The sequence below is a fragment of the Caproiciproducens galactitolivorans genome, assembly GCF_004768785.1.
GTDB lineage: Bacteria > Bacillota > Clostridia > Oscillospirales > Acutalibacteraceae > Caproiciproducens > Caproiciproducens galactitolivorans.
Map to the genome: position 1 here is coordinate 45973 of NZ_SRMQ01000009.1, position 24493 is coordinate 70465.

Annotated in this window: 29 protein-coding genes; 19 read left to right on the forward strand and 10 right to left on the reverse strand. The window is 50.4% G+C overall.

The window, feature by feature from the left end; translation table 11 throughout:
- The first annotated feature begins 2 nt into the window (after window positions 1-2).
- From thpR to CAGA_RS09500, 8 genes are all read left to right on the forward strand, one after another.
- The gene (gene thpR, locus CAGA_RS09470; protein WP_135660202.1) at window positions 3-548 is read left to right on the forward strand and encodes an RNA 2',3'-cyclic phosphodiesterase; all 546 of its coding nucleotides are present in this window, start codon (window positions 3-5) and stop codon (window positions 546-548) included.
- Window positions 514-762: a YwbE family protein gene (locus CAGA_RS09475; RefSeq protein ID WP_135660204.1), complete on the forward strand. Its 249-nt coding sequence runs from the start codon at window positions 514-516 to the stop codon at window positions 760-762. The genes thpR and CAGA_RS09475 overlap by 35 nt, the downstream gene beginning before the upstream one ends.
- Window positions 759-1223, forward strand: a complete 465-nt coding sequence (locus CAGA_RS09480) for a methylated-DNA--[protein]-cysteine S-methyltransferase (RefSeq protein ID WP_135660206.1) — start codon at window positions 759-761, stop codon at window positions 1221-1223. Before CAGA_RS09475 ends, CAGA_RS09480 begins: the two co-directional genes overlap by 4 nt.
- A gap of 193 nt (window positions 1224-1416) precedes the next feature.
- The gene (locus tag CAGA_RS09485) at window positions 1417-2037 is read left to right on the forward strand and encodes an HDIG domain-containing metalloprotein (RefSeq protein ID WP_330566980.1); all 621 of its coding nucleotides are present in this window, start codon (window positions 1417-1419) and stop codon (window positions 2035-2037) included.
- A gap of 15 nt (window positions 2038-2052) precedes the next feature.
- Entirely contained in the window at window positions 2053-2598 is a 546-nt protein-coding gene (locus CAGA_RS09490; protein ID WP_243113015.1) for a flavodoxin domain-containing protein, read from the forward strand.
- Between the two features lie 42 nt (window positions 2599-2640).
- The gene (locus tag CAGA_RS09495) at window positions 2641-2880 is read left to right on the forward strand and encodes a heavy-metal-associated domain-containing protein (RefSeq protein WP_135660210.1); all 240 of its coding nucleotides are present in this window, start codon (window positions 2641-2643) and stop codon (window positions 2878-2880) included.
- Window positions 2881-2888: 8 nt separating this feature from the next.
- Window positions 2889-3032 carry a hypothetical protein gene (locus tag CAGA_RS12695; protein ID WP_167875212.1) on the forward strand — a complete coding sequence of 48 codons (144 nt, stop codon included), beginning with the start codon at window positions 2889-2891 and terminating at the stop codon, window positions 3030-3032.
- A gap of 141 nt (window positions 3033-3173) precedes the next feature.
- Window positions 3174-3362, forward strand: a complete 189-nt coding sequence (locus CAGA_RS09500; RefSeq protein WP_135660212.1) for a ferredoxin — start codon at window positions 3174-3176, stop codon at window positions 3360-3362.
- A gap of 44 nt (window positions 3363-3406) precedes the next feature.
- On the opposite strand, the gene hydF is transcribed toward CAGA_RS09500, so the two are convergent.
- The 8 genes from hydF to CAGA_RS09540 form a co-directional block, all read right to left on the reverse strand.
- Window positions 3407-4600, reverse strand: a complete 1194-nt coding sequence (gene hydF, locus CAGA_RS09505) for a [FeFe] hydrogenase H-cluster maturation GTPase HydF (protein ID WP_135660214.1) — start codon at window positions 4598-4600, stop codon at window positions 3407-3409.
- A gap of 33 nt (window positions 4601-4633) precedes the next feature.
- Window positions 4634-6052, reverse strand: a complete 1419-nt coding sequence (hydG, locus tag CAGA_RS09510; RefSeq protein ID WP_135660216.1) for a [FeFe] hydrogenase H-cluster radical SAM maturase HydG — start codon at window positions 6050-6052, stop codon at window positions 4634-4636.
- 13 nt (window positions 6053-6065) lie between these two features.
- Window positions 6066-7118, reverse strand: a complete 1053-nt coding sequence (gene hydE, locus CAGA_RS09515) for a [FeFe] hydrogenase H-cluster radical SAM maturase HydE (RefSeq protein ID WP_135660218.1) — start codon at window positions 7116-7118, stop codon at window positions 6066-6068.
- A gap of 12 nt (window positions 7119-7130) precedes the next feature.
- The gene (locus CAGA_RS09520; protein WP_135660220.1) at window positions 7131-7397 is read right to left on the reverse strand and encodes a TM1266 family iron-only hydrogenase system putative regulator; all 267 of its coding nucleotides are present in this window, start codon (window positions 7395-7397) and stop codon (window positions 7131-7133) included.
- A gap of 367 nt (window positions 7398-7764) precedes the next feature.
- Entirely contained in the window at window positions 7765-8022 is a 258-nt protein-coding gene (locus CAGA_RS09525) for an HPr family phosphocarrier protein (protein ID WP_135660222.1), read from the reverse strand.
- A 31-nt stretch (window positions 8023-8053) separates the two neighbouring features.
- Window positions 8054-9934, reverse strand: a complete 1881-nt coding sequence (locus CAGA_RS09530; RefSeq protein WP_135660224.1) for a PTS fructose transporter subunit IIABC — start codon at window positions 9932-9934, stop codon at window positions 8054-8056.
- A gap of 1 nt (window position 9935) precedes the next feature.
- A complete protein-coding gene (gene pfkB / locus CAGA_RS09535; protein WP_135660226.1) occupies window positions 9936-10859 on the reverse strand; it encodes a 1-phosphofructokinase in 924 nt (307 codons plus the stop codon).
- The gene (locus CAGA_RS09540; protein WP_135660228.1) at window positions 10856-11608 is read right to left on the reverse strand and encodes a DeoR/GlpR family DNA-binding transcription regulator; all 753 of its coding nucleotides are present in this window, start codon (window positions 11606-11608) and stop codon (window positions 10856-10858) included. Before CAGA_RS09540 ends, pfkB begins: the two co-directional genes overlap by 4 nt.
- Window positions 11609-11788: 180 nt before the next feature.
- Here CAGA_RS09540 and CAGA_RS09545 point away from each other — a divergent pair, with 180 nt between their 5' ends.
- From CAGA_RS09545 to CAGA_RS09585, 9 genes are all read left to right on the forward strand, one after another.
- Window positions 11789-12034 carry a hypothetical protein gene (locus CAGA_RS09545; protein ID WP_135660229.1) on the forward strand — a complete coding sequence of 82 codons (246 nt, stop codon included), beginning with the start codon at window positions 11789-11791 and terminating at the stop codon, window positions 12032-12034.
- Window positions 12035-12065: 31 nt separating this feature from the next.
- A complete protein-coding gene (locus tag CAGA_RS09550) occupies window positions 12066-12599 on the forward strand; it encodes a hypothetical protein (protein ID WP_135660231.1) in 534 nt (177 codons plus the stop codon).
- 283 nt (window positions 12600-12882) lie between these two features.
- A complete protein-coding gene (locus CAGA_RS09555; protein WP_135660233.1) occupies window positions 12883-13596 on the forward strand; it encodes a response regulator transcription factor in 714 nt (237 codons plus the stop codon).
- Window positions 13559-14923 (forward strand): sensor histidine kinase, encoded by a 1365-nt coding sequence (locus CAGA_RS09560; protein WP_135660235.1) that lies wholly within the window; start codon window positions 13559-13561, stop codon window positions 14921-14923. Before CAGA_RS09555 ends, CAGA_RS09560 begins: the two co-directional genes overlap by 38 nt.
- Window positions 14924-15032: 109 nt before the next feature.
- Complete coding sequence (locus CAGA_RS09565; RefSeq protein ID WP_135660237.1) at window positions 15033-16850, forward strand: efflux RND transporter periplasmic adaptor subunit; 1818 nt, start codon at window positions 15033-15035, stop codon at window positions 16848-16850.
- Window positions 16847-18223 carry an ABC transporter permease gene (locus tag CAGA_RS09570; RefSeq protein WP_243113016.1) on the forward strand — a complete coding sequence of 459 codons (1377 nt, stop codon included), beginning with the start codon at window positions 16847-16849 and terminating at the stop codon, window positions 18221-18223. Before CAGA_RS09565 ends, CAGA_RS09570 begins: the two co-directional genes overlap by 4 nt.
- A gap of 15 nt (window positions 18224-18238) precedes the next feature.
- On the forward strand, window positions 18239-18889 hold the full coding sequence (locus tag CAGA_RS09575) for a hypothetical protein (RefSeq protein ID WP_135660239.1): 651 nt from the start codon (window positions 18239-18241) through the stop codon (window positions 18887-18889).
- Window positions 18890-18909: 20 nt separating this feature from the next.
- Complete coding sequence (locus CAGA_RS09580; protein ID WP_135660240.1) at window positions 18910-19608, forward strand: ABC transporter ATP-binding protein; 699 nt, start codon at window positions 18910-18912, stop codon at window positions 19606-19608.
- A gap of 22 nt (window positions 19609-19630) precedes the next feature.
- Window positions 19631-20269: a hypothetical protein gene (locus CAGA_RS09585; protein WP_135660242.1), complete on the forward strand. Its 639-nt coding sequence runs from the start codon at window positions 19631-19633 to the stop codon at window positions 20267-20269.
- Here CAGA_RS09585 and CAGA_RS09590 read toward each other — a convergent pair.
- Window positions 20212-20658, reverse strand: coding sequence for a cupin domain-containing protein (locus CAGA_RS09590; protein WP_135660245.1), 447 nt, complete (start codon window positions 20656-20658; stop codon window positions 20212-20214). The genes CAGA_RS09585 and CAGA_RS09590 overlap by 58 nt on opposite strands.
- Window positions 20659-20860: 202 nt before the next feature.
- Here CAGA_RS09590 and CAGA_RS09595 point away from each other — a divergent pair, with 202 nt between their 5' ends.
- The gene (locus CAGA_RS09595) at window positions 20861-22888 is read left to right on the forward strand and encodes a thioredoxin domain-containing protein (RefSeq protein ID WP_135660247.1); all 2028 of its coding nucleotides are present in this window, start codon (window positions 20861-20863) and stop codon (window positions 22886-22888) included.
- Here CAGA_RS09595 and CAGA_RS09600 read toward each other — a convergent pair.
- Complete coding sequence (locus CAGA_RS09600; RefSeq protein ID WP_135660249.1) at window positions 22880-23461, reverse strand: HD domain-containing protein; 582 nt, start codon at window positions 23459-23461, stop codon at window positions 22880-22882. The genes CAGA_RS09595 and CAGA_RS09600 overlap by 9 nt on opposite strands.
- A 210-nt stretch (window positions 23462-23671) precedes the next feature.
- Here CAGA_RS09600 and CAGA_RS09605 point away from each other — a divergent pair, with 210 nt between their 5' ends.
- Window positions 23672-24424 (forward strand): tRNA threonylcarbamoyladenosine dehydratase, encoded by a 753-nt coding sequence (locus CAGA_RS09605; RefSeq protein WP_135660251.1) that lies wholly within the window; start codon window positions 23672-23674, stop codon window positions 24422-24424.
- Window positions 24425-24493: the final 69 nt, after the last annotated feature.

Here is a 24493-nt window from a genome sequence, read left to right on the forward strand (position 1 = left end):
GCATGCGCCTTTTTATCGCTGTAAATTTTAGTGAACCGGTGAAAGACCGTCTTACCGGGTGGATACAGAAGCTGAAGGAATACGGCGCCGGCGGGAACTTTTCCCGCCGGGAGAATCTGCATCTTACGCTTGCCTTTATCGGGGAAACGGACAATGTGGAGAAAGTAAGGCAGGCAATGGACAAGGTTTCCGCAGAGCCCTTTGTGCTGACGGTCGGTGGGCTTGGGTGCTTCCGTCGGAATGGCGGCGATATCTGTTGGGCCGGCGTGGAAAAGAACGACACTTTGCTTTCTGTGCACAGCCAGCTTTGCTCCGCTCTGCGGTTTGCGGGATATTCCATTGAAAACCGGGAGTTCAAACCGCACCTCACTCTTGGACGGGAAGTGGTTTTCCCTTCCGGCTTTTCCATCCGCGATTTTGAGGGACGGATTTCTCCCTTGACGGAGCAGGTGCGGAAAATCAGCCTGATGAAATCGGAACGTATCGGTGGAAAGCTGATCTATACGGAAATTTATGAAAAGCGGCTGGAACCACGGGAAAACAGGTGACTTATGGACGGAAAATGGAGAGCGAAATCTTGCGCTGGTGGATATTGTGCTGAAAAAAGATCAGCCGACGGGCAGGCTGACGCGCGGGCATGTAAAGCGGATTCTTACCCGCTGCCCCAGCCATCCGCATGGGATAAAGGTTATGCTGGCGGAGGGCGGTCAGGTTAGCCGTGTTCAGCAGGTTTTACCGGAGGAAGGAAAGGGCAAGGAATGAAAAAGTGGTTTTTCTATGATATGGATATTGGGAACATCGGGATTGGCTGTAAGGATACCGGTATCACCGATGCCCTTTTGCCCGGGGGACTGCCGGACGATACGGGAACTGTTGCGGAAACGCAATTGCACAGGGAAGCGTTCCGCCAGCTTAAGGAGTATTTCGCGGGAACACGCAGGGAATTTTCCCTGCCACTTTCTCCCGAAGGGACAGAATTTCAAAAAAGAGTTTGGAAATGCCTTTTGTCCATTCCGTACGGCGAAACGCGCAGTTATAAGCAAATTGCGGAAATGGCAGGGTGCCCCCGCGGATACAGGGCGGTGGGTATGGCGAACAACCGGAACCCGATTCCGATATTTATACCCTGCCACCGTGTAATCGGAGCGAACGGTTCGCTTGTGGGTTACGGCGGTGGGCTGGATATAAAAAAGAAGCTGCTTCGCCTGGAACAAGGTCGATAAAATTACTCCTTGCGCCACAATCGATTTTAAAATTGGTTGCATTTTCTTTTTACAATAAAGCTGATAAAAAGAATTGTCCATTGGCATAATAGTATTGTATAATAAAGGAAAATTATATTTTGCCGCTTAAAACGGTATTGGTGTAATTGCGCAGGACGAAATAAAAAAGCGGGATAAATTTTAGGCGGATGGGATGGATAGGATGGAATCAAAGCAGGGACAGTTTGAAGCAATGGAGCGGCACCTGATGGAAGACAGCTGCCCTTCCGAATATTTTAAAGGTTTGGACAAAGCAGGCGCGCTTCGGGAGCATCCGTTTTCCATGCTCCTTCATTTAAAGGACGCACAGCAGTCGCCGGAGCACCATCCGGAGGGAAATGTATGGAATCATACCATGCTTGTCATCGACGAAGCCGCAAAGGCGAAAGAAAAAAGCAGCGACCCGCGGGTGTTCATGTGGGCGGCGCTGCTGCACGATTTGGGGAAGCCGGGCACAACCAGAGTCCGCAAGGGCAGGATTACGTCGTATGACCACGATAAGCTCGGCGCAAAACTGGCATATGAATTTCTTTCCCCGTTTGTCCACGACACGACATTTGTTGAGAAAGTATGCGCGCTGGTGCGTTGGCACATGCAGATTCTGTTCGTGGTCAAAGACCTTCCGTTCGCGGACATTCCGGCAATGAAAAGCCAGACTTCGATTGACGACGTTGCCCTTCTGGGTCTGTGTGACCGGCTGGGGCGTTTAAATCCCGACCGGGAAAAAGAGGAGAGGAACGTCCGGGATTTTTTAGAGAAATGCCGGACCAAATAGATTTGGAGGGGCGCTATGCAAAAAATAGCTGTCGTTTATAAATCCAAAACAGGATATACCGAAAGGTATGCGCGCTGGCTGGCCGAGGATACGGGCGCGGACCTTTTGCAGGCGAATTATGTAAAGGTAGAAGATTTGCTTCGTTATGACACGATCGTGTACGGCGGCGGACTTTATGCCGGTGGGATTAACGGAGTAAAACGGATTACCAGACATATGAAAGAACTGGGGAACAGGAAGATAATCGTTTTCGGCGTCGGAGTATCCCCCTGCCGCCCCGAGATTTGCGACAAGGTAGAAAAATACAATTTTCCTGCTGAAATACGGGGAAAAATCCGCTTCTTTCTGCTGCGCGGCGGTTTCAATTACAGTAAGTGCAATTTGGTCGATAAAATGCTGATGAATATGTTGAAGGTAAAGCTCAAAAAAGCGCCCGACACGGATAAGGACGCGAAGGGCATGCTCGCCTGCTACGACCATCCGGCGGACTTTACAAACCGCGAAGCCCTAAAACCAATCCTTGCATGCATCCGGAATGAGAAAACGGGTGAGGAAGCCTGATAATTGCGCCGTTTCGTCAAATACTATTGCTGAGGTGATAGTATGTCGAAGGCAAGCGTGTATTTTCGGCTGGATAATTTGTCCGGTAAAAAAGACGTAAAGAAAATAAAACAGGAGCTGGATTCCCTTCCCGGGGTCCTTTCCGTCAGCGTCAATGATCGGAATGATACGGTAGCTGTGGATTATGACAATTCCGGTGTGGAATATAACCGGCTTGAAGGCAAAATACAGGAAATGGGATTCCGGATTCTTTCCGAAGCAAATCAGACGCATAAGATGTAGGAGGGGCTATGGACAATAAGAGAGAGGATAACCAAAAAACGGTACGGTCCGATGATCAGGATAATATGCCCAATCGCGCCGGGAAAGCGGAAAATCAGAATCAGGGGCATAATGTGAAAAAGGTTGCTTTAGGCCCGAACACCAAACGGTGAAAGCAGGCTGCTCTGGGTGAATTTTGAACATTTTTCATCGGCCTTGTGGAATAATTTCCTGCGGTGGGGCAAACTATAGGATTAGGAAATCTTTTCCTTAAAAAGATAATTGGTCAGTTCTGACCGGAAAGAGGGATGTTTATGATAGCAACACTTGACAGAAGCGGATGCATTTCCTGCGGGCTTTGCCCGGAGACCTGCCCCGAAGTTTTTCGTATGGGCGACGACGGCGTAGCCGAAGTCTGGAACGAGAATGTTCCCCCCGAAGCGGAAGACAAAGCCATTCAGGCGCAGGAAGGCTGCCCTGTATCGGTTATCACAGTAGAATAACGCAGGGAAAAAGAAGGGGAAGCCCAAACGGGCTTCCCCTTCTTTTAATGTAAGTCAATCTTGTCAAGAATGCCGGAAAGATAGGCGATTGCAACGCCGTAGTTTGTCATGGGTACACCCTGCGCGCGGGCGCGTTCAATGCGGGACAGCACATATTTCCGGTTAAACATACAGGCGCCGCACTGGATAACTAGGTCATAATACGTTAAATCCTCCGGAAAATCCGTACCGCTCACAACGTTCACCGTCAGTTTTTCTCCGAACCTTTTCCGCAGCATGCGGGGGATTTTTTCGCGGCCGATATCCTCCGCAAGCGGGGCGTGGGTGCAGGCTTCGGCAATCAGTACCCTGGAGTCCTGCGAAAGGAAATCGATGGCATGGGCGCTTTCCACATAGTAATCCAGGTCGCCCTTGTAATTTGCGAATAGAATGGAAAAAGAGGTCAGCTTGCTTTCCTTCGGCTTTTTCTCATAAACAGTCTTGAAAACCTGTGAATCGGTGATGATCAGATTCGGCGGTTCTTTCAGGCAGGCGAGGGACTCGTCCAGCTTGTCAGTCGTCGCGCTTAGCACGATACATTTTTTGTCCAGAAGGTCGCGGATGGTTTGTACTTGCGGAAGAATCAGCCGCCCTTTTGGGGCCTGAATGTCCTGCGGCATGACGAGCAGGACAATGTCGCCGTTTTCCGCAAGGCCGCCGGTAATGCTTTTTACGTCGTAATCCTCAGGAAGAAGGCGAATTAGCTCCTCGCGAATTTTCTCCATTCCGGTTCTTTCTTTCGCGCTGACAAGAACCGGTTTTAACCCGCAGGCTTTTTCAATTTCCTGAATGAGCTGTCCCGAATCGGGAAGGAGGTCCGATTTGTTCAGTACCGAGATGACGGGAATCTTCCGCTTGCGCAGGGTATGCACCCATGCGGTTTCCTGCGAAAAGTCCCGACCGCTGAAAACAACAAGGGCGATATCTGTTCGGTCAATCACCTTTTTGGTTTTATCCACGCGCATTTGCCCCAGCTCGCCCACGTCGTCGAAGCCGGCGGTGTCGATAAAGACGCAGGGCCCGATTCCGTGGATTTCCATGGACTTAAAGACCGGGTCGGCCGTGGTTCCGGCCACATCCGAAACCAGCGCGGTTTCCTGCCGGGTAAGCGCGTTCACCAGCGAGGATTTCCCGCTGTTGCGCTTTCCGAAGATGCCAATGTGCAGGCGGTTTGCCCTTGGGGTATCCGTTAAACTCATCTTTCTTCCCTCTTTTCCTTTTTCTTTCGCTGCTTAGAAACGGAAATCGCGTTTCCCATGGTGCAGTTCCGTTAAATATTCCATGGCGGTTGCGCGGACTTTTTCGTTCGGAATATTCTGGACTTCTTTCGCAATCAGCGCTTCGCCCTTTTGCCTTGTGTCCGGCAACGCATAATCCTCCAGATATTCTTTCAGCGTCATCAGCGCGTTCGGATGGCAGCAGTTCGCAATCTGGCCGGATTTTACAAGCTGCATAAAGCGGTCACCCGTCCGTCCGGAACGGTAGCAAGCCGTGCAGAAGCTCGGTATGTAGCCGAGTCCCAGCAGCCAGTTGACGACTTGGTCCAGCGTACGGGTGTCGTTCACGTCGAACTGTGAGGTGTTTTCCTCTTCCGGCTCAGGCTCGCAGTAACCGCCGACGCTGGTGCGGGAACCGCCGCTGATTTGGGAGACGCCCAGATCAAGGACGCGCTCACGGGTTTTCTGCGATTCGCGGGTGGAAATGATCATGCCGGTGTACGGAACCGCAATCCGCAGGACGGCTACAATTTTTTCGAAGATTTCGTCCGAAATGGCGTTAGTAAAGTTGGCGGGGTCAATGTCGTCGGCGGGCCGGATGCGCGGTACGCTGATCGTGTGAGGGCCAACGCCCATGGCGGCTTCCAGGTGCTCCGCGTGCATCAGCAGCCCGACGAAGTCATAGCGGTACATATTTAGCCCGAACAGTACACCGATGCCTACGTCGTCGATGCCGCCTTCCATTGCGCGGTCCATTGCCTCGGTATGGTAGGCGTAATTGCTCTTTGGTCCGGTTGGGTGAAGCTCCTCGTAGCTTTTTTTATTGTAGGTTTCCTGAAACAGGATGTAGGTGCCGATTCCGGCTTCCTTCAGCTTGCGGTAATTTTCTACTGTTGTGGCGGCGATATTTACGTTTACGCGGCGGATGGCTCCGTTTTTATGTTTGATGTTGTAAATCGTGTGGATGCTTTCCAGAACGTATTCGATCGGGCAGTTGACGGGGTCTTCACCGGTTTCCAGCGCCAGCCGCTTGTGTCCCATATCCTGCAGCGCGATGACCTCGCGGGCGATTTCCTCCTGTGTCAGTTTTTTGCGGGTAATGGTCTTATTTTTATGATGGTAGGGGCAGTATACGCAGCCGTTGACGCAGTAGTTTGACAGGTACAACGGCGCGAACAGAACGATCCGGTTTCCGTAAAAACGCAACTTGATTTCTTTTGCAAGCTGAAACATTTTTTCGTTTTCATCCGGCAGGTCGCATTCAAGAAGCACAGCGGCTTCCCGGTGGGTCAGGCCCTTGCAGTCCTTCGCGCGTTCGAGCAGGCTGTCGATCAGCGCTCGGTTGCTCTTGTTTTTTCGCGCGTATTCGAGGGTGTCCAGTATTTCCTCGTCGTTGATGAATTCGGTTGCGATTCTTGATTTGCAGTCGTACATCGTGAAAACTCCTTTAATCGTTCATTTTTGCGGGACGGTAATCGCCGCGGTCCACCACAATTTCGTATCCGATTTTCCGCATACGGTTCTGAAGGCAGAAACGGCACTCGGCGGCTTCCTCCCCAGTACAGATTTTGTTGTCGTAAAGCTCGTACTTTTTCCGCACGCCCACCGGGGAAAGATTCGGCATGACTACGTTTGCTCCGGCTAAAATCCCTTTTTCCCGTCCTTCCGGATGAATGGTGCCAAGGGCGGTTGTGGCGGGGAGCAGGGCGTTCGGAAGCATCAGCCGTAAAATGCTGATTAAATGCAGCGTCCTTTCCAGTTTTCCCGCCGGGAAATCGGCAAAGGGCGTGTCGTGATGGGGGACAAAAGGGCCGATCCCCACCATCTGCGGGTCAAATCGCTTGATAAAAAGCAGGTCTTCGGCAAGGTTTTCCGTTGTCTGGTAAGGCGAGTCGACCATAAAGCCCGTGCCGGTCTGATAGCCGAGCCCTTTCAGCTGTTCCAGGCACCGCATGCGGTTCGCAAGGGAAAGCTCCGGCGGGTGCAGCTTTCCGTAATGCTCCGGGTTTGCCGTTTCGTGCCGCAAAAGGTAGCGGTCGGCACCGGCTTCGCGGAATCTGCGGTAGGATTCTTCGCTTTTTTCCCCGATGGAAAGAGTTACGGCGCAGTCGGGGTATGCTTTTTTGATGGAGAACACTAGGTCGGCAATCTTGTCATCCGTATAGAACGGGTCCTCGCCGCCCTGTAAAACAAAGGTGCGGAAGCCGAGGGAATACCCGTTTTCGCAGCAGGATAAGATCTCTTCCTTGGTCAGGCGGTACCGTTTGGCGTTTCGGTTGCTTTTCCGGATTCCACAGTAGAAACAGTCGTTCTTGCAGTAATTCGTGAATTCAATCAGCCCGCGTACATAAATCCGGTTGCCGAAATTCCTGTTTGTAACGCTCCTTGCCTTTTCAAAAAGGTAGGGGGCGCTTTTTGCCGTCAGATTGTCCAGCAGAGCGCAAAGCTCGTCTTTACGCAGTATATTTTGTTTATATAGCTTGTCAATTAATTCTTTCATTGGCAGTTGTCCTTACTGTTGCGCTTCCGAAGCGGGCAGCTTGGAATAAACGGTTTTCGTGCTGACATGGGGCAGCATGCCCAGTTTGCCGGAGAGTGCGCTGATGACGTTGTTGGGCGCGTCCATGACAACGCTGATGACGGAGATATGGCGTTTATGGTAGGGTACACCCATCCTGCCGATAATGTATTCTCCGTACTCGTGCAGAATCGCGTTGATTTTTTCGACGGAGTCGGTGTTTTCGACCACAATGCCAATAAGCGCGATTCGTGAATCCATTTCCATCCCTTCTTCCTATCGAAATTTTGTGAAGCCTGAAAAGAAAAAATCCCTGTGCCGGTAAGGCACAGGGACAGCAAAGCAAGACCGGGGCACGACAGTTCCCCGGTTTCATTACTATTCACTCGCCTTTCCATTTGGGACGAACCCTCATGCAGTCAGTACGATTTCTCTTTCAAGTACACAAGGTTTGCCGTAAGAATTCGTCTTTCCGACTCACCTATAGTATTGTCAAAATTATATCATATTTTAAGCCGGAGTCAAGATGCGCAGGAAAGAATTCGCCGTACAAATTTAGGAAAAGCCTCCGTATGGTGGTAGCATACGAAGGCCAGGGGAGAGAACTATCTCAAATAGAGGGAGATTTTCAAAGGTTCTTTTCTAAAAAATCACGGATTGCCGCGGCGGCGTTTTCTTCGTCGGGGCCGTCGACGGTTACTTGAATGGTTTCGCCCTTTTTAGCGGCCAGGCTCATGACGGAAAAAATGCGTTTCGCGTCCGCGGCTTTTCCGTTTTTTATAAGCCTGATGGAGGAGGTGAATTTTCCGGCTTCTTTCACAAGCATTCCTGCCGGCCTTGCGTGAATCCCTTCCGGGTCGGTAATAACATAACAGAATTCTTTCATTACAGCTTCCTTTTCTCATGATTTATATGGTTTATTCCTGTTCATCGACAGGTTTTTTCAAAATAGCCAGTAAAAGCATTCCCGCGACGGAGCCTGCGAGAAGGGCAACGATATACAACAGCGGGTTGCCGACCACGGGGAATACGAAGATGCCGCCATGCGGCGCGCGCAGAGTGCAGTCGAAAAGCATGGAAAGCCCGCCGGCAATTCCGGAGCCGATCGCACAGGCGGGAATCACCCGCAGGGGGTCGGCGGCGGCAAAGGGAATCGCGCCTTCCGTAATAAAGGACAGGCCCATCACATAGTTAGCCACGCCGGACTGGCGTTCCTGAGCTGTAAAACGGTTTTTAAAGAAGGTTGTGCAAAGGGCGATCGCAAGCGGAGGAACCATTCCGCCGACCATAACCGCCGCCATAATATTGAAATTGCCCGACGCGAGGGACGCGGTGCCGAATACGTAAGCCGCCTTGTTGATCGGACCGCCGAAGTCAATGGACATCATCGCGCCAAGAAGGATGCCCAGCAGAAGCTTACTGGCACTGCCCATGCCGTTCAGGCTGTCTGTCAGCCATTTATTGAACGCGGAGAGGGGTGGGTTGACGATAAAGGTCATAAGCAGGCCCATCACCAGCACGCCGAAAAACGGATACAGCAGAACGGGCTTGATCCCCTCAAGGTTTTTCGGCAGGCCGCTGAACAGCTTCTTCAGGCCGAGCGCCAGGTATCCGCCGATAAAGCCCGCGAGCAGGGCGCCCAGAAAACCAGAGCCCCCGGAAACAGCCAGCGCGCCGCCGACAAAACCGGCCACAAGCGCGGGGCGGTCGCCGATGCTCATTGCAATGTACCCGGCAAGAATCGGAAGCATAAAGCCGAACGCCGCGCCGCCGACCGTATTCAGAAAAGCGGCAAGCGGGGTGTTGCTTCCGAATTTGGAAGGATCGATTGCATAGTTGTCAAACAGGAAGGAGAGTGCGGTTAAAATGCCGCCGCCGATGACAAACGGGAGCATGTGGGAAACGCCGTTCATTAAGTGCTTGTAAATCTGCCGCCCAACGCCTTCGTTTTCCAGAGCCGCTTCCTCGGATTGTCCGTCGGGACTGCTGTGGAATACGGGTGCATTCCCGTCCAGCGCGCGCTGAATCAGTTCCGGGGCGCGGTTGATGCCGTCGGATGCCTTTACCTGCAGAACCTTTTTGCCGTTGAAGCGGGGCATTTCGACCTGCCGGTCCGCCGCAATAATGATGCATTCCGCCTGGGCGATTTCCTCTTTGGTCAGGACATTTTCCGCTCCGCCGGAGCCGTCGGTTTCCACTTTCAGGCTGACGCCCAGCTTTTTCGCCGCTTTTTCCAGGCTCTCCGCCGCCATATAGGTGTGGGCGATGCCTGTCGGGCAGGCGGTTACCGCGAGAAGGCGGTATCCTTCGGGCTTTTCTTCCTTCTGCTCCTGTGCAAGCTTTTTTGTTTCCGCGTCATTAATAAGTTCAAGAAATTCCGCCTTGCTTTTTGCCTGAATCAGATTTTTGCGGAAAGCGTCGTCCGTCAGCAATGCGGACAGACGGCCCAGCACGTCCAGATGGATGTTTTCCTCTGTCTGCGGCGCGGCGATCAGAAACAGGAGGCGGGCGGGTTCGCCGTCGAGCGATTCATAATCGACCCCGTCTTTCACGACCATCGCGCTTAATCCGGCCCGCGATACCGCGCTTGTTTTCGCATGCGGGATCGCTACGCCTTCGCCGATTCCCGTCGTACCTTCTTTTTCCCTGTCCAGTACGCGCCGTTTGTATTCTTCTTTGTCCTTCAAATTTCCGTTTTGATCCATCAGATCGACAAGCCTGTCGATCGCGTCCGCTTTGGATTTCGGATTTGCATTCAGATCAATGCCTTTTTCGCTCAACAAATCGGTAATACGCATTTTAACTCCTCCTCTGAATTGTTTCGATTTGCCTTAATAGTGCCTGAATATCTTCTTTTGAAGCGAGATCCTCACTAAATGCGCTTGCGCTTCCCGCGGCAATGCCTGTGCGGAAAGCTTCCTGATAGTCCCTGTTGGCGAGATATCCGGCGAGGAACCCGGCCACCATGGAATCGCCCGCGCCTACGGAGTTACGAACAACGCCTTTTGGCGCCGGGCTTTTATACGTCTTGCCGGTTTCTTCTACCAGAATCGCACCTTCGCCCGCCATGGAAACCAGTACGTTCCGCGCGCCCCTGCTTTGCAGCTCTTTCGCGCACCGGATGATGTCTTCGTCGTTTTGCAGTTTCCGTCCGAACAGTTCGCCCAGTTCATGGTTGTTTGGCTTGATTAAGAAGGGATGGTATTTCAAAACATTTACAAGCAGGTTGCGGGTTGCGTCCACAACCGCCAGAATGTTTTTTCCTTTCAGGCGGTCCAGGATTTTTTCGTAGATATCCTCCGGAAGCGTGTTGGGGATGCTTCCGGCAAGGACCAGCACGTCACCGTCTGAAATCCGGTCAATCCGGTCGAACAATTTTTTTATGTCCATTTCGCGAATCCGGGGTCCACGCCCGTTGATTTCACTTTCTTCGTTTGATTTCAGCTTCACGTTGATTCGCGACAAGCCGCTTTGGAGGCGAATAAAATCTGATTCACAGCCGAAGTCGTTCAGGCGCTTTTGGATTTCGTCCCCGGTAAAGCCCGCAATAAAGCCCATGGCAACGCTTTGGATGCCAAGGTTTTTCAATACGATGGATACGTTGATTCCCTTTCCTCCGGGAAGCATTTTTTCCGAGTAGGTGCGGTTAACCTCCCCCAGCCGGAAGGAATCTACTTTCACGATGTAATCAAGGGACGGATTGAAGGTTACCGTGTAAATCATGGTTTATCAGTCTCCAATACATTCGTATATTTTTTGTACTGCTGGTCTTCTAACACCGTTGTAATGATCGCAGCCGATCCAAGGGTGGCGAAAGTGATAGGGGAAATGCTGTTGAATTTGCTCGGGTCCGCCAGAATGTATTTTTCACTACATTTCGAAAGCGCCTCGGCTTTTACCAACGCTTCACTCACATCCGGCGTGGTATAGCCGCTTTTTGTACTGATTCCGTTTGTGCCGAAAAAACCCTTTGTAAAGTTGTACTTTTGAAGGCAGGCAATCGCTTCGTTGCCCACAACCGCGTCCGTTGCCACTTTCAGCTCTCCGCCGAGGATAAAAACCTTGCAGCCCTTCTGCGCCAGTTTTTTCGCAAGGGCCGCTCCGTTTGTTACGTAAACTGCGTTTTTTTCCGTTATATAATTAATGAGCGCTTCCGTTGTTGTGCCCGCGTCAATATAAACAAAGTCGTTTTCCTGAATGAGAGACGCCGCGTATTTCCCGATGGCGTTTTTCTGCTCCGTATTGCGGGACTGGCGGATAGAAACGTCGTCGTCCTTTGTGCTATAGAAAACGTCGATTGCGGTTGCACCGCCGTGGACCTTATTTAACTTCCCGATATTGTCGAGCGCAGCCAAATCCCTGCGGATGGTGGATTCGGAGCTGTTAAGCGCTTCTGTCAGTTCCGATACGGTAACAGCCCTTTTCTCTTCCACCATTTTCAGTATGGCGGCGTATCTTTCTTCTGGTAACAACGGTATCCCCTCCTTTGACTTTATAATACACTCAAATACAGTCATAGTCAATCAAATTCAACCAAATAAACAACCAAAATCAGTCAATTAAATTTTAGCAAAATGACAAATCCGATATATCTTTTTCTGTTTTTATTATTTTATCCGATGAATTCTCATATACTATGGGGGGTGATATTCATGGCAGACATGAAAGGGCCGGCCGCCTTAAAAATTCTGAATACGGCCGCATTTGTTTTTCTGGTAATTATCAATATCCTCGCAAAATATCCTCGCAAACCTTCTCCCAATAAACGGAGTTACTACGGGGGAGGTATCCGAAGCCTATCCCAATCTTTTTACCCCGGCTTCCTGCACATTTTCGATTTGGGGGGGCATCTATTTTCTGCTGGCGCTGTTTGTGCTTTACCAATTCGGCGTTTTTAACGGAAGTGAAGATACGAGGGACGATTACATAATGGAAATCGGATATCTTTTCGCGGCGACTTCTTTGGCCAATGTTGCGTGGCTTTTTGCATGGCATTACCGGATGATTTTCCTTTCCGTCCTGCTTCTGCTTGCGCTGCTCGCCGGCTTGGCGGTGATCGGGTCTCGGCTTGACAAAAAGGAATTTTCAGGGAAAGAATGGATTTTTGTAAAACTGCCGTTCAGCCTTTATTTCGGATGGGTGACTGTTGCCGCCATTGCTAATGTCATCGTGTGGCTGGTCAGCATAGGGTTCACCGGGTTTTCCAACCAGACATGGACGGCGATTGCAATGGTGCTGGCACTTGTCGCAGGCGTCTGCGGTGTGGTCAACCGAAAGAATATAGGGTACGGACTGGCTGTACTGTGGGCCTTTGCCGGGATTTTCATGAAACATATTTCGCCTGATGGATTTAACGGGCAGTATCATGTGGTGATTGTCGTAGCCGTTTTCAGCATGATTGTTCTAGTACTTTCGATCCTTTTTCTATCAGCTGCCAACAGAAAACACCCAATTAAGCTCTAAAGCCTGATTCAACATTCTTACATAAGTGGAAAGGTGCCTGCGGCAGGAAGCCGCCGCGGGCCCTTTTTTATATTTCAGCGGTTCTTTCCGGATAGGAAACGATTGTGTTTGCCGCTTTTTACAAGGTTTTACCCTTATCGGGAGTTGTTCGTTGACTTTTTTCAAACACCAATTTATAATAAATTTATGAATGGATAAAATATCCATGTTTTATGCAAAATTTTCCATAGAAATATAGCCGGTTTTCGAATCACGAAATCCCGTATAGAGAGGATGCGAAGCTATGACCGGTCAAAAAGTTCTTATTATAGACGATGATAAAAACAGTGTCCGTTTTTTGGAATTGGAATTAAATCACGAAGGATACATCGTGGAAAAGGAGTACGATGGTTTCAGCGGTCTTGAACGTGCCTTAACAGAAAAATTTGATATTATTCTGCTGGATATTATGCTTCCATCAATGGACGGAATGGAAGTTTTAAGAAGATTTCGGAACGCTTCAAAAACGCCGGTCATCATGCTTACGGCGAAAGACGCGGTTGCAGACAAGGTTTCGGGTCTGGACGGCGGCGCAAACGATTATCTGACGAAGCCCTTTGCCATTGAAGAACTTCTCGCTCGTATGCGTTTGGCGCTGAAAAAAGCGGAGCCCCCGGAACCGCCCCAAATCCTGATGGCAGGAAAGCTGGTCGTTGACGTAGCGAAACGCTCCGTTTCTTACGCCGGAGAACCGATCTATTTAACAAAGCGGGAGTTCGACCTTTTGTTTTATCTTTTGAAAAATCACGACATGGTCTGTTCGCGCGATCGGCTGATGGAACAGGTGTGGGGATACAATTTTAAGGGGAAAACCAATCTGGTGGATGTCTACATACGGTATCTTCGCAATAAGATCGATTACCGCTATCATGTGGAGCTGATCCGTACCATCCGCGGGGTAGGATACATCATTAACTTAAATGAAAAAAATGAACCTGTTAAAAAAATTCGCTGGTGACAGAAAAAACATTAAATTCTCGATTGCTTTAAAGGCAACCGCGATCTACACTTCAATGTTCGGACTGCTTCTTGCCGCCACGGTGGGATTCCTTTCATGGGCAATTACGATTCGGGCGGTTCACATGCGGCACCTGGACAGCGTCGCTTCGATGGTAGAGGAACGTCTGAAGCATGGGAGAGGACAAGATTTTGATTTTGATGCTTTTGCAAAGGCGAACAAAGTTTATATTGAAATCCGGTATGAGCATGAAGGTACGACCCTCACCTTTGGGAAGAAGCCGGGCGGGAAGGGAAATTATGCCAATACCGTAAGGAGTATAGACCGCCCCTGCAGAAAAGCTACTGTTACGGTCGTCGACTGCGAAAGCATTTCGATTGCGGGGAACATTTCCGCAACGGGTTTTTTAGTGATCTTATCTGCTCTACTTCTGGTTATTTCCATCAGCGGGGCACTCCTTATACGGAAGATGATGCGGCCGATTTACAATATGACCGCAGCGGCGCGATCAATTTCCGCGAAAGACCTCAGTAGGCGCATTGATACGGTTCACTCGAACGATGAACTGAAAGAATTGGCGGAAACGTTTAATGGTATGCTGGACCGGATTCAAGCCTCCTATGAGCAGCAGAAGCGGTTTGTTTCCGATGCTTCCCATGAGCTGCGCACGCCGCTTTCGGTTATTTCCGGCTATGCAAACCTTTTGCGCCGCTGGGGCAGCGAGGACCCGGAAGTAAGGGACGAGTCTGTTGAAAAAATCGTAGAAGAAACCGAAAATATGAAGCAGCTTGTAGAGCGCCTGCTGTTTCTGGCGCGGGCTGACCAGCAAACCCAGCTAATCAGCTTTGAACGGTTTAACGTGAGCAACCTGATTGACAGCATTACCGAGGATACCAAGCTGATCAGCAGGGAGCATGCTGTCGTATCGGAGATTGAACCGGGTGTTTTCCTCACAGCCGACCCGGCTTTGATAAAAGAGGCTGTCCGCGCGGTATTGGACAACAGTATGAAATATACTCCTCCGGGGGGCGAAATCCGTATTTCTTGCCGCCGGGGGCCGGGCTGTGTAGAGATTGAAATTGTGGATACGGGAATGGGAATTGCGGACAAAGACCTTCCGTATATTTTCGATCGTTTTTACAAAGCCGACGCGGTGCGCTCACGCGGAACAAAAGGCTCGTCCGGCTTGGGTCTGTCCATTGTCAAATGGATTGTCGAACGCCACAGCGGAGAAATCCGGTTGGAAAGCAAGCTGGGCAGCGGAACAAGATTCACATTTATTTTCCCAGATACACGAAATACAGAAACGACGGAACGTCCGGCCTGACATAGGCCGGACGTTTTTTTCATCAAATTTTCATCCAGTTTTTTGCAATCCATCACATTCCATAATTATCCTTTAATAGTTAGCGAATATATGGAATCGGAGGTTTGCTATGAAAGAAAAACTGGAAAGTATCCGGAATTTTACGCAACTGCATAAGAAAATAACGATTTTTGTTACGGCGGGGGTATTAGTGTCCGCCATTTCGGTTGCAGCAATTTTTGCTGTATTGAAACACAATGCACCCCAGAGCACAAAGACTTACCGTGAATACAGCGTCGCAAAAGGGGATGTGACGGTTGGCACAACGGAATCCGGAACCGTGTCGCTGGATACGCAGAACATTACCTTTCCCATTGCGTGTACCATCAGCTCGGTATCGGTAAAATCCGGACAGACAGTAAAAAAAGGAGACGCGCTGCTGCGACTGAACCTAGACAGCGTAAACGATAACAGTTCCGAGACACGCCAGAAGCTTGAGACAGCGAAGGTTTCCCTTCAGCAGGCGCTAACCGACCAGAAAAGCAAGCTTGCCGCTGCGAAAATTACCTATGAATCGAGCAAAGCACTTGCGCAGACCGCGCCGGTTACAAGGGCATTAACAGAAGCGTCCATTCAGAACGATATTGCGGTGGCACAGGAAAATTTGGAAAAGGATCGGAAAGAGCTTGCAAAATATCAGGCGCTTCAGAAAACGTGGGCGTCCGATTATGCGAAGCTTCAAAAGCTAAAGCAGTGGATGGATGACGCCAAGACAAACCAAACGAGCTATAGCAATCAGCTTTCCGTCTTTAAGACGGATAATAACGCGATTATCAGCGCATATGAGAAACTAAAGGACGCTGTGGAAACAGCAAGGGCAAATTATATTTCGGCAAAATACGGCTCTGATTCGAACGGGGAAGATGAGGATACGGCCAAACTCGAGTATGATTCCGCAAAGGATGCCTTGGATGCTTACTATAATAACGTAGCGGGCGATATCATCCAACAGCAAGAGAATTTGCAGGCAAAGCTTGACCAGGCTGAGGCGGAATATACGAACTATTCGAAGGCTTACAATGATTTTAAAGAAACTTATTCGGACAAATATCCCGTTGCGGGAACGGATCTTGACGCAAAGGTAACGTCGCTTCAGCAAAGCGTTAAATCGGACGAATATGCCCTTTCAAAGGCGAAGAAGACTGCGCAGATTACCTCGAACGAAGCGAAAACAACCGAGGAAAAGGACTTGAATACCGCAGCGTACGCTGACGATACGTATAACCTTACGGTGAATCAGTTGGCTCTGGCAGTAAGCGAACAGCAGGAAAACTGTGACAAGCTGCAAAGGGAATTGGATGAAATCAACAATGCCCTGGACGGGAACGGTGTAATTACCAGCCCATGCGACGGGATTGTGGCGACCGTTTCGTACAAGGCGGGCGACACCGTGCCGGCCTCGACGGCCATTATGGAGATTTCCAAGCCGGATTCCGTGTCGCTTTCCGTCTCGATTTCCGAAGATGACATTACCGGTATCAGCATCGGGCAGGAAGCTTCCATTACCCTTTCCGCCTATGACAACCAGTCCTTTGACGCGATGGTGGAAAGCATTACGGCGGAACCCGCCCGCAGCGGCTCCTCTTCCGTAACCTATACGGTGGTTGTAAAAATGACCGGAACCGACAACGACGTTGGCACCGTTTATACCGGAATGAGCGGGGAAGCAACCATCATTCAGAAGCGGGTGAAGAACGTGCTGTATGTAAACAATAAGGCAATCCGTTTTGATAACGGCGTTTCTACCGTTCTTGTGAAAAACCAAGACGGCAGCACTACGGAAAAAAACGTAAAGACCGGATTTTCCAACGGAACGAATGTAGAGGTTACCAGCGGCCTGGCAGAAGGAGATACCGTGCTGGCGGAAAGTACGGTGAGCGCAAAATGACGCAGGATACGGGTTTGTACGGCAAAATGCGTTTTACGGAAATTCTGCATCTTGTCTGGATCAATATAATGGAAAATAAATTTAAAGTGATTCTGACTTCGCTTGGCATCATTGTCGGCTCTGCAACCATTGTCATGGTAATTGCCGTCGGGCATGGGGGAGAGGTGGATGTTCAGAAGCAGTTTAAAACCCTAAATGCCGGATCCATTAACATCTCCGTCAGTACGGAGGCGGAAATGCGCGATCAGATGATGCAGGGGAGCTTCGGCCCAGGAGGCGATATGCCAGGTGATATGCCCAGCGGCATGCAGGGAGGAATGCCTGGTGGAATGCCCGGCGGAACAGCAGGGAACCGATCCGGCAGCCGAAGCGGCTTTGGAGGAAATCTTGCGAAAAAACAATCCGTAGTCCTTTCCACCACCGATGTGGATACGATTTCTTCCCTCGTCACCGGGCTTTCCGACGTGTCCATCTATACCAGCGCAACCGCGAAGGTGGAAGGCGGCGATTTAACTGAGGAAACGGAATACACCACGGTTGGCGTGCAAAGCAACTATCAGAGCATATGCAATCTGGAACTGCTGCAGGGCGATTTTATCAGCGATGACGATCAGGACAGCAAGAATAAGGTGGCGGTTATCGGATACACGCTGGCGCAGGATATTTTCGGAAGCGCCTATTCTGCGGTGGGGGAAAGCCTTTCCATCGAAGGGAAAACGTACGAGATTGTCGGGGTGCTTTCCAAAATGGGGTCGGTTTCCTCCGGGATCAGCCCCGACAATTCGATTTTTGTTCCTTATTCTACCGCCCTGAAATATGTGTTTGGCAACAACGCGGTGTCGCAGATTACGGCGATTGTGTCCGACGTAAATCAGGTCGCGGAGAAAATGGAGGAAATCAAATCAATCCTGATGGAAGACCATCCCAACGCGAACTTTACTGTTACGGACGCGGGCAGCAGTATGGAAGCTGCGACATCTTCTGCAAAGACCCTTTCCCGGCTGTTGATAACGGTTGCCTGCATTGTCTTTATTGTAGGAGGAATCGGAATCATGAATGTGCTGTTCGTGTCCGTTAAGGAGCGCACGCAGGAAATAGGGATTCTGAAAGCGCTGGGCTGTTCGAAACGGGAAATTCTTCTGGAGTTTTTATCCGAAGCAAATTTTATCAGTATTTTTGGCGGGGTCATGGGCGTTGCAGCCGGGTTTGCGCTTGTTCCGGTTGTCCGGCTGAGCGGCATGACTGTTGCCCCGCTTGCCGTCAGCGGCATTTACGCCATGCTTTTCGCGGTTTGCACGGGAACGCTGTTCGGCTTTTATCCTGCGTGGAAAGCAGCTTCCTTAATGCCGATTGAAGCGTTATCTCAGAAATAACGGGAGGTTGATATCATGAGGAAAAAATTATTGCTGTTTACAGGGCTGGCCGTTTTGTTGGCTGCCGTTTTTGCGGTTGGCTGCTCGCAGCAGAATGGGAACAGCGGTTCGCAGGGCGACGGTTTCAAAAAATTCGGTGCCCAAAGCGGGCGTGAGGAAAAGGATACGTCCCAGATCCGAATCTACGGAAAAGTCAAGTCGGTAACCGGCAACCAGGTAGTGCTTTCCATTGGAACGAGCAACAAAAGTGGACGCTTCGGATCGGGTTCCACGCAGGGACAGCAGGAAAGCTCGTCTTCTTCCGCGCAGGAAGCTTCCTCGGCAAAATCGTCGGCCTCCGGTTCCGATTCTTCCGATATCACCCTGACGGGGGAAACGCAAACCTTTTTGATTCCGGTCGGGCTGACCCTTTCCAATGCGGGGCAGGACGGCTCGAACGCATCGGGAAGCAGCAGGAGTGCGCCTAATGTGGGAGCAATGGGCGCTGGCGGAAATGCGGCCGCTTCCAAGGATGCAGGGCGTTCGTCCTCCGGCATGGGAACGGTTTCGACCAGACGGGCTAGCGATTTTTCCAGTATTAAGGTGGGTATGGTTCTTGTGATTACGGAGCAGACGCAGAGCGACGGTACAAAACAGATTACGCGTGTAAGCGTGCTGTCCAAATAAAGTGTCCTGAGGGGTTTGCTATGGAACAAATTATCAAAATTAAAAATTTGAGAAAATCCTACGGCCAAGGAGAGAACCGACAGGAAGTCCTGAAGGGGATATCCATTGAAGTTGGGGACGGCGAATTTCTTGCGATTCTCGGCCCGTCCGGTTCCGGAAAAAGCACGCTGATGAACGTCATCGGGTGTATGGATTGCTTCGACGAAGGCGAGTACTGGCTGACGGGGGAACCGGTTTATAAAATGAACGACGCGGAGTTGACCCGCGTCCGCAACCGGAAAATCGGATTTATTTTCCAAAGATACCATCTGATTCAAAAATATACAGCTCTGCAGAATACCATGATGCCGCTTCTCATCCGCGGGGTATCCCGCCGGGAGGCGGCGGAGCAGTCTATGGAAAAGCTGAAGATGCTTGGAATCGGGGAACAGCGGATAAACCACCGGCCGAACGAGCTTTCCGGCGGCCAGCAGCAGCGTATTGCAATCGCAAGGGCGCTGGTGGGTTCCCCAAAGCTTCTTTTGGCCGACGAGCCGACCGGAGCGTTGGACCGGGAAACGGGGGAAGAGGTGCTGGCGCTGTTCCGGCAGTTGAACGAAATGGGAAATACCATCGTTATGATTACCCACGATCTGCATGTGGCTAAGAGCGCGAAACGTATTGTAAAAATCATTGACGGCCAATTGTACGAAGGCAGCAAATCCGAACTTCTTGATTAAATGCAATGAGAGGAGAAGCATTATGAAACGGTTATGGAATCAAAAAAGGATAGGAACCCTTCTGGCGTTGGCGGTGGGGATTTTTGCGGCTTTTCATTTTGCTGTTCCGGTTTCCGCCGGCGAAGAGATTGCCGCTTCCAACCTTATACTTGGGAGCATTACCTTAAAAGAAAACTCAAGCTATGTTTCGGAGGAGTATGCAGGCGTAATCAATCTTAACGTTAAGAATACGGATATTGTCTGTGCCTCCATTGACAGCCAAAACCGCGTAGTGATTACTGCGGTGGGCTCTGGCAGCACCACGGTCAGTTACTGGTGCAGGCATTCGGTGTCGGAGGGATGGGTCAACACGATCGTACCGGTTACGGTTTCCGGGCAGTCCTCTTCGGCCGCCACGGTAAACGCCGATGAAGCGGGCGTTGTATTTGCGCAGCAGAATGTCAATGTGGGCCGCGGCGCTTCCTATACCGCAAATGATATCAAGGTAAATGGAATTTCTACCGGCGCGGCAAACCTTCTGTGGGTTTCTTCCTCGGATGCGGTTGCATCTGTGAACAAAACAACCGGGGAAATTCAGGGCGTATCAGCCGGTACCGCGACGGTTTACGCAATTGACCCCAATACCAAATATTGCGGGTATTTAAATGTTACGGTTTCTTGATGCGCTTTTATTGTTATTTCAATGTCAATGTAGGTATAGAACATAAAAAGGAGATACCTATTATATTCTTCATCCGCTACAGGTTCGCGCCATTGTGTAAAGGAGTCTTCCGTTGGAACAGACAAAGACAGATGTGTAAATGTTTTATCCCGTGCCGCTCCCTGCCAATGTTTAATTTCCGGTGCTATATACACGATATCACCGCTTTTAAAAGGCGGTGCTTCTTTTCCGAACTCCTGATACCAGCCACGCCCTTTAACACAGAACAATGTTTGCCCGCAGCCATGATGAATATGCCAATTGTTACGGCAACCCGGCTCAAAAGTAACATTAAATCCGATGAAATATGGAGGAAAATCAGATATGTTTTCGAATTCCTTTCTTTCCATGATAATGGCTCTCGCTCCCTTTTTTTAGCCTTCGAAAGGTGTGCGTTTTTCTGGAAGAAAATCACTACATTTCCATTCTGAGTACGGTTGACGAGAGCAACGTCGAAGCACGCCCCGCCGACGCTGCATTTATTACCGAAATTAATAATACCGTTTAGGATGGACGATACTAATGAAAATTAGCAATAAGGGGAATAATGCCATGAACACAAATAGAGTACCCAACCGGTTGATAAATGAAAAATCTCCTTACCTGCTCCAGCATGCCTATAATCCCGTGAACTGGTTCCCTTGGGGAAAGGAAGCTTTTGAAGTGGCAAAAAGGGAAAAGAAGCCGATTTTCCTTTCCAGCGGCTATTCAACCTGCCATTGGTGCCATGTTATGGAACACGAGAGCTTTGAGGATGCGGAGGTCGCTGAAAGGCTGAACCGCGATTTCGTTTGCATTAAAGTGGACAGGGAAGAACGCCCCGACGTGGACGCGGTATATATGGAGGTATGCCAGGTTTTAACCGGCAGCGGCGGCTGGCCTTTGACAATCCTGATGACGCCGGAGCAGCAGCCCTTTTTTGCAGGCACCTATTTCCCGAAAAAGGGATGGTTTGGCACCGTGGGGCTGCTGGATCTGCTCGATTCGGCCGCGCAGCAGTGGCGTGAAAACCGTGAAAAGATTATCCGCTCTGGAAAGGAAATTACGGACGCAATCCGGGAGAGGGAGGAAAAGAAGGCGGGTCGGCCGTCCAAACAAATGATACACCTCGCAAAGCAACAGCTTTCCCAAAGCTTCGACACCCGCAACGGCGGTTTCGGCAGAAGTCCCAAATTCCCCTCGCCGCAGAACCTTTTGTTTTTGCTTCGTTTTGCCGTGATGGAAAGCGATGAGCAGGCGCTTTCCATGGTGGAAAAGACCTTGCGGCAAATGTACCGCGGCGGCATTTTCGATCATATCGGCTACGGCTTTTCGCGTTATTCCACAGATGAAAAGTGGCTGGTTCCGCATTTTGAAAAAATGTTGTATGACAATGCCTTGCTGACGATGGCCTATCTTGAAACGTACCAGATTACCGGAATCGGCTTTTATAAAATGGTCGCCATGAAAGTCATGGATTATGTCTTACGCGAAATGACCGACATCGGCGGAGGGTTCTATTCTGCGCAGGATGCGGACAGTGAAGGGAAAGAAGGAAAATACTATGTCTTTTCCCCTGGGGAGATTCTAACGCTTTTGGGGGAGGAAGACGGGCAAGCGTTTAACCGCACGTTCCATATCACCGAAGAAGGGAATTTCGAAGGGAAAAGCATTCCGAATTTGCTTGGTCAGGAAGAGGCTCAGGCAACGGAGGAAAGAATCGCAAGCCTGATTCCGCGCGTTTATCAGTACCGAAAGGAACGTACTGAGCTGCGCGTAGACGACAAGATCCTTACCTCATGGAACGCGCTGATGATTGCCGCCTTTGCAAAAGCCTACCGTATTCTTGGCGATTCGCAGTATCTGGACGCGGCGGAAAAGGCCATGCGTTTTTTAACGGACCATCTGATGGATAAGAACGGTAATCTGCTGATCCGCTGGCGGGAGGGCGAAGCCGCTGGAACCGGCGGGCTGGATGATTACGCTTTTTCTATCTGGGCGCTGCTGAACCTGTACGAAGCTACATTTGACGTCCGTTATCTCAAACTCGCCGTGGACCTGTATCAGAAAATGACCGAGCGCTTTTACGACCGGGAAAACGGCGGCTTTTTCCTTTCCTCGAACGAAGCTGAGCCGCTGATTTACCGACCGAAGGAAACCTACGACGGCGCGATTCCTTCCGGAAATTCCGTTGCCGCGGCCGGGTTGCTGAAGCTGTTTGCGCTGACGGGCGACACAAAACTGCGGGAAGCGGAGGAAGAACAGCTCCAGTTTTTAGCCGCCACCGCACAGGATTATCCCGCCGGATACTGTTTTGCCCTGCTTACGATGATGTCTGCGCTGTATCCTTCGAAGGAGATTGTCTGCATTATCCGGGACAAAGCGGAGATGGAACCACTAAAAGCCCTGCTCCGCAAAAAAATCCTGTTTAACACCACAGTAATCGTGAAGAATGCCGAAAACGCGGAGCAGCTTGAGCAGGTTGCACCGTTTACGAAAGCATACGCGCTGGATAGAGAAAAAAGCGCATACTTTGTTTGTGAAAACAATGTATGCGCTCCTCCCGTCTATACGCTTGAGGAATTGGAAAAATTACTCTGACACAGCGGCCTTCACGGCGTCTTCGCATGTCCGCATGGCCAGGATGGTATGCTCGATCAGCTCGTCCAGCTCCCAGCCGAGCATTTCCGCACCGTTTTGGATGACGTCCCGGGAACATCCGGCGGCAAAGCTCAGGGTTTTGAATTTTTTCTTAACGGATTTTAATTCCAGGTCCTGCACGCTTTTCGATGGGCGCATCAGGGCAACGGCGCCGATCAGCCCGGTCAGCTCGTCCACGGCGTAAAGCACCTTTTCCATGGTGTGCTCCGGCTCGATGTCCACCGTCAGGTTATACCCGTGGCTTGCCGTCGCGTGGATGATATCCTCGCTGATTCCTTTTTCCCGCATGATTTCCTGTCCGCGGATGCAATGCTCTTCCGGGTAACGTTCGAAGTCCAGATCGTGAAGCAGGCCGACAATCCCCCAGAAATCCCGGTCCTCCTGAAAGCCGAGTTTGTCCGCAAAGTACCGCATGGTGCCTTCTACGGTCAGGGCATGCTTCAAATGGAACGAATCCTGATTATATTTTGTGAGCAGGTTCCACGCCTGCTCACGGGTTATGTTCAGATCCATGTAAATCCTTCCCTTTCCTTTTTTACTGTTTTTTTATTATCATACTGTGGCGGAGGGGAAAAGTCAATTTATTACTATCATGATAGGAAAAGTAATCTATTTTTAGGAGAACTATTGTAAACTCCTTCCCATTACGCTATAATTTAGAACGAAATAAACGGGGCTGTTGGGCGGGAGGCCGCCCATGCGGCGCATACGGGTGGGAATTTTATGCTGAACGAATTTTCAAGGGCGGAGCTCCTGTTTGGAGCGGCCGCCATGCAAAAGCTTCACGAAGCGGCCGTCGCGGTTTTTGGGATCGGCGGGGTCGGCTCTTATACGGTGGAGGCGCTGGCGCGCGGCGGAGTTGGGCATATCGCGCTGATTGACGACGATAAGGTTTGCCTTACGAATATTAACCGCCAGCTGATTGCAACAAGAAAAACGATTGGAAAACTAAAGGTCGAGGTAATGCGCGACCGTATTCTGGATATTAATCCGAATGCGCAGGTCGAAATTTACCCGATATTTTATACGGCGGAAACCGCAGACGAGTTGGATCTGACCGGTTTTTCCTATATTGTGGACGCCATTGATACGATTTCCTCCAAGCTGGTGCTGATTGAAAGGGCAAAGGCGGCCGGCGTGCCGATTATCAGCTGCATGGGGGCGGGCAATAAGCTTGACCCGACGAAATTTGAGGTGGCGGATATCTACCAGACATCGGTCTGCCCCCTTGCCCGCGTAATGCGAACCGAGCTTCGCAAGCGTAAGGTGGAGTCGCTGAAGGTCGTGTATTCGAAAGAGCCGCCGCTGCCCCCAATCGAGAGTGAGTCAAGCAGCTGTAAAAATTACTGCGTCTGCCCGCCGGGAACAAAGCGCAAATGTTCCATCCGGCGCCAGGTTCCGGGAAGCAGTTCGTTTGTGCCGCCGGTTGCCGGAATGATTTTGGCGGGTGAAGTAATAAAGGATATTATAAAATAATCCGTTTTGTAAAAAACTCGATATTAGAACAGCTTTTTGCAAAATGATTTTATTATTTGAAAATTATGC

What these genes read in the sequence shown, in the direction of transcription:
- thpR (WP_135660202.1), top strand. Translation starts at nt 3, where the DNA reads ATGCGCCTTTTTATCGCTGTAAATTTTAGTGAACCGGTGAAAGACCGT.
- CAGA_RS09475 (WP_135660204.1), top strand. Translation starts at nt 514, where the DNA reads ATGAAAAGCGGCTGGAACCACGGGAAAACAGGTGACTTATGGACGGAA.
- CAGA_RS09480 (WP_135660206.1), top strand. Translation starts at nt 759, where the DNA reads ATGAAAAAGTGGTTTTTCTATGATATGGATATTGGGAACATCGGGATT.
- CAGA_RS09485 (WP_330566980.1), top strand. Translation starts at nt 1,417, where the DNA reads ATGGATAGGATGGAATCAAAGCAGGGACAGTTTGAAGCAATGGAGCGG.
- CAGA_RS09490 (WP_243113015.1), top strand. Translation starts at nt 2,053, where the DNA reads ATGCAAAAAATAGCTGTCGTTTATAAATCCAAAACAGGATATACCGAA.
- CAGA_RS09495 (WP_135660210.1), top strand. Translation starts at nt 2,641, where the DNA reads ATGTCGAAGGCAAGCGTGTATTTTCGGCTGGATAATTTGTCCGGTAAA.
- CAGA_RS12695 (WP_167875212.1), top strand. Translation starts at nt 2,889, where the DNA reads ATGGACAATAAGAGAGAGGATAACCAAAAAACGGTACGGTCCGATGAT.
- CAGA_RS09500 (WP_135660212.1), top strand. Translation starts at nt 3,174, where the DNA reads ATGATAGCAACACTTGACAGAAGCGGATGCATTTCCTGCGGGCTTTGC.
- hydF (WP_135660214.1), bottom strand. Translation starts at nt 4,600, where the DNA reads ATGAGTTTAACGGATACCCCAAGGGCAAACCGCCTGCACATTGGCATC.
- hydG (WP_135660216.1), bottom strand. Translation starts at nt 6,052, where the DNA reads ATGTACGACTGCAAATCAAGAATCGCAACCGAATTCATCAACGACGAG.
- hydE (WP_135660218.1), bottom strand. Translation starts at nt 7,118, where the DNA reads ATGAAAGAATTAATTGACAAGCTATATAAACAAAATATACTGCGTAAA.
- CAGA_RS09520 (WP_135660220.1), bottom strand. Translation starts at nt 7,397, where the DNA reads ATGGATTCACGAATCGCGCTTATTGGCATTGTGGTCGAAAACACCGAC.
- CAGA_RS09525 (WP_135660222.1), bottom strand. Translation starts at nt 8,022, where the DNA reads ATGAAAGAATTCTGTTATGTTATTACCGACCCGGAAGGGATTCACGCA.
- CAGA_RS09530 (WP_135660224.1), bottom strand. Translation starts at nt 9,934, where the DNA reads ATGCGTATTACCGATTTGTTGAGCGAAAAAGGCATTGATCTGAATGCA.
- pfkB (WP_135660226.1), bottom strand. Translation starts at nt 10,859, where the DNA reads ATGATTTACACGGTAACCTTCAATCCGTCCCTTGATTACATCGTGAAA.
- CAGA_RS09545 (WP_135660229.1), top strand. Translation starts at nt 11,789, where the DNA reads ATGGCAGACATGAAAGGGCCGGCCGCCTTAAAAATTCTGAATACGGCC.
- CAGA_RS09550 (WP_135660231.1), top strand. Translation starts at nt 12,066, where the DNA reads ATGGAAATCGGATATCTTTTCGCGGCGACTTCTTTGGCCAATGTTGCG.
- CAGA_RS09555 (WP_135660233.1), top strand. Translation starts at nt 12,883, where the DNA reads ATGACCGGTCAAAAAGTTCTTATTATAGACGATGATAAAAACAGTGTC.
- CAGA_RS09560 (WP_135660235.1), top strand. Translation starts at nt 13,559, where the DNA reads ATGAAAAAAATGAACCTGTTAAAAAAATTCGCTGGTGACAGAAAAAAC.
- CAGA_RS09565 (WP_135660237.1), top strand. Translation starts at nt 15,033, where the DNA reads ATGAAAGAAAAACTGGAAAGTATCCGGAATTTTACGCAACTGCATAAG.
- CAGA_RS09570 (WP_243113016.1), top strand. Translation starts at nt 16,847, where the DNA reads ATGACGCAGGATACGGGTTTGTACGGCAAAATGCGTTTTACGGAAATT.
- CAGA_RS09575 (WP_135660239.1), top strand. Translation starts at nt 18,239, where the DNA reads ATGAGGAAAAAATTATTGCTGTTTACAGGGCTGGCCGTTTTGTTGGCT.
- CAGA_RS09580 (WP_135660240.1), top strand. Translation starts at nt 18,910, where the DNA reads ATGGAACAAATTATCAAAATTAAAAATTTGAGAAAATCCTACGGCCAA.
- CAGA_RS09585 (WP_135660242.1), top strand. Translation starts at nt 19,631, where the DNA reads ATGAAACGGTTATGGAATCAAAAAAGGATAGGAACCCTTCTGGCGTTG.
- CAGA_RS09590 (WP_135660245.1), bottom strand. Translation starts at nt 20,658, where the DNA reads ATGGAAAGAAAGGAATTCGAAAACATATCTGATTTTCCTCCATATTTC.
- CAGA_RS09595 (WP_135660247.1), top strand. Translation starts at nt 20,861, where the DNA reads ATGAACACAAATAGAGTACCCAACCGGTTGATAAATGAAAAATCTCCT.
- CAGA_RS09600 (WP_135660249.1), bottom strand. Translation starts at nt 23,461, where the DNA reads ATGGATCTGAACATAACCCGTGAGCAGGCGTGGAACCTGCTCACAAAA.
- CAGA_RS09605 (WP_135660251.1), top strand. Translation starts at nt 23,672, where the DNA reads ATGCTGAACGAATTTTCAAGGGCGGAGCTCCTGTTTGGAGCGGCCGCC.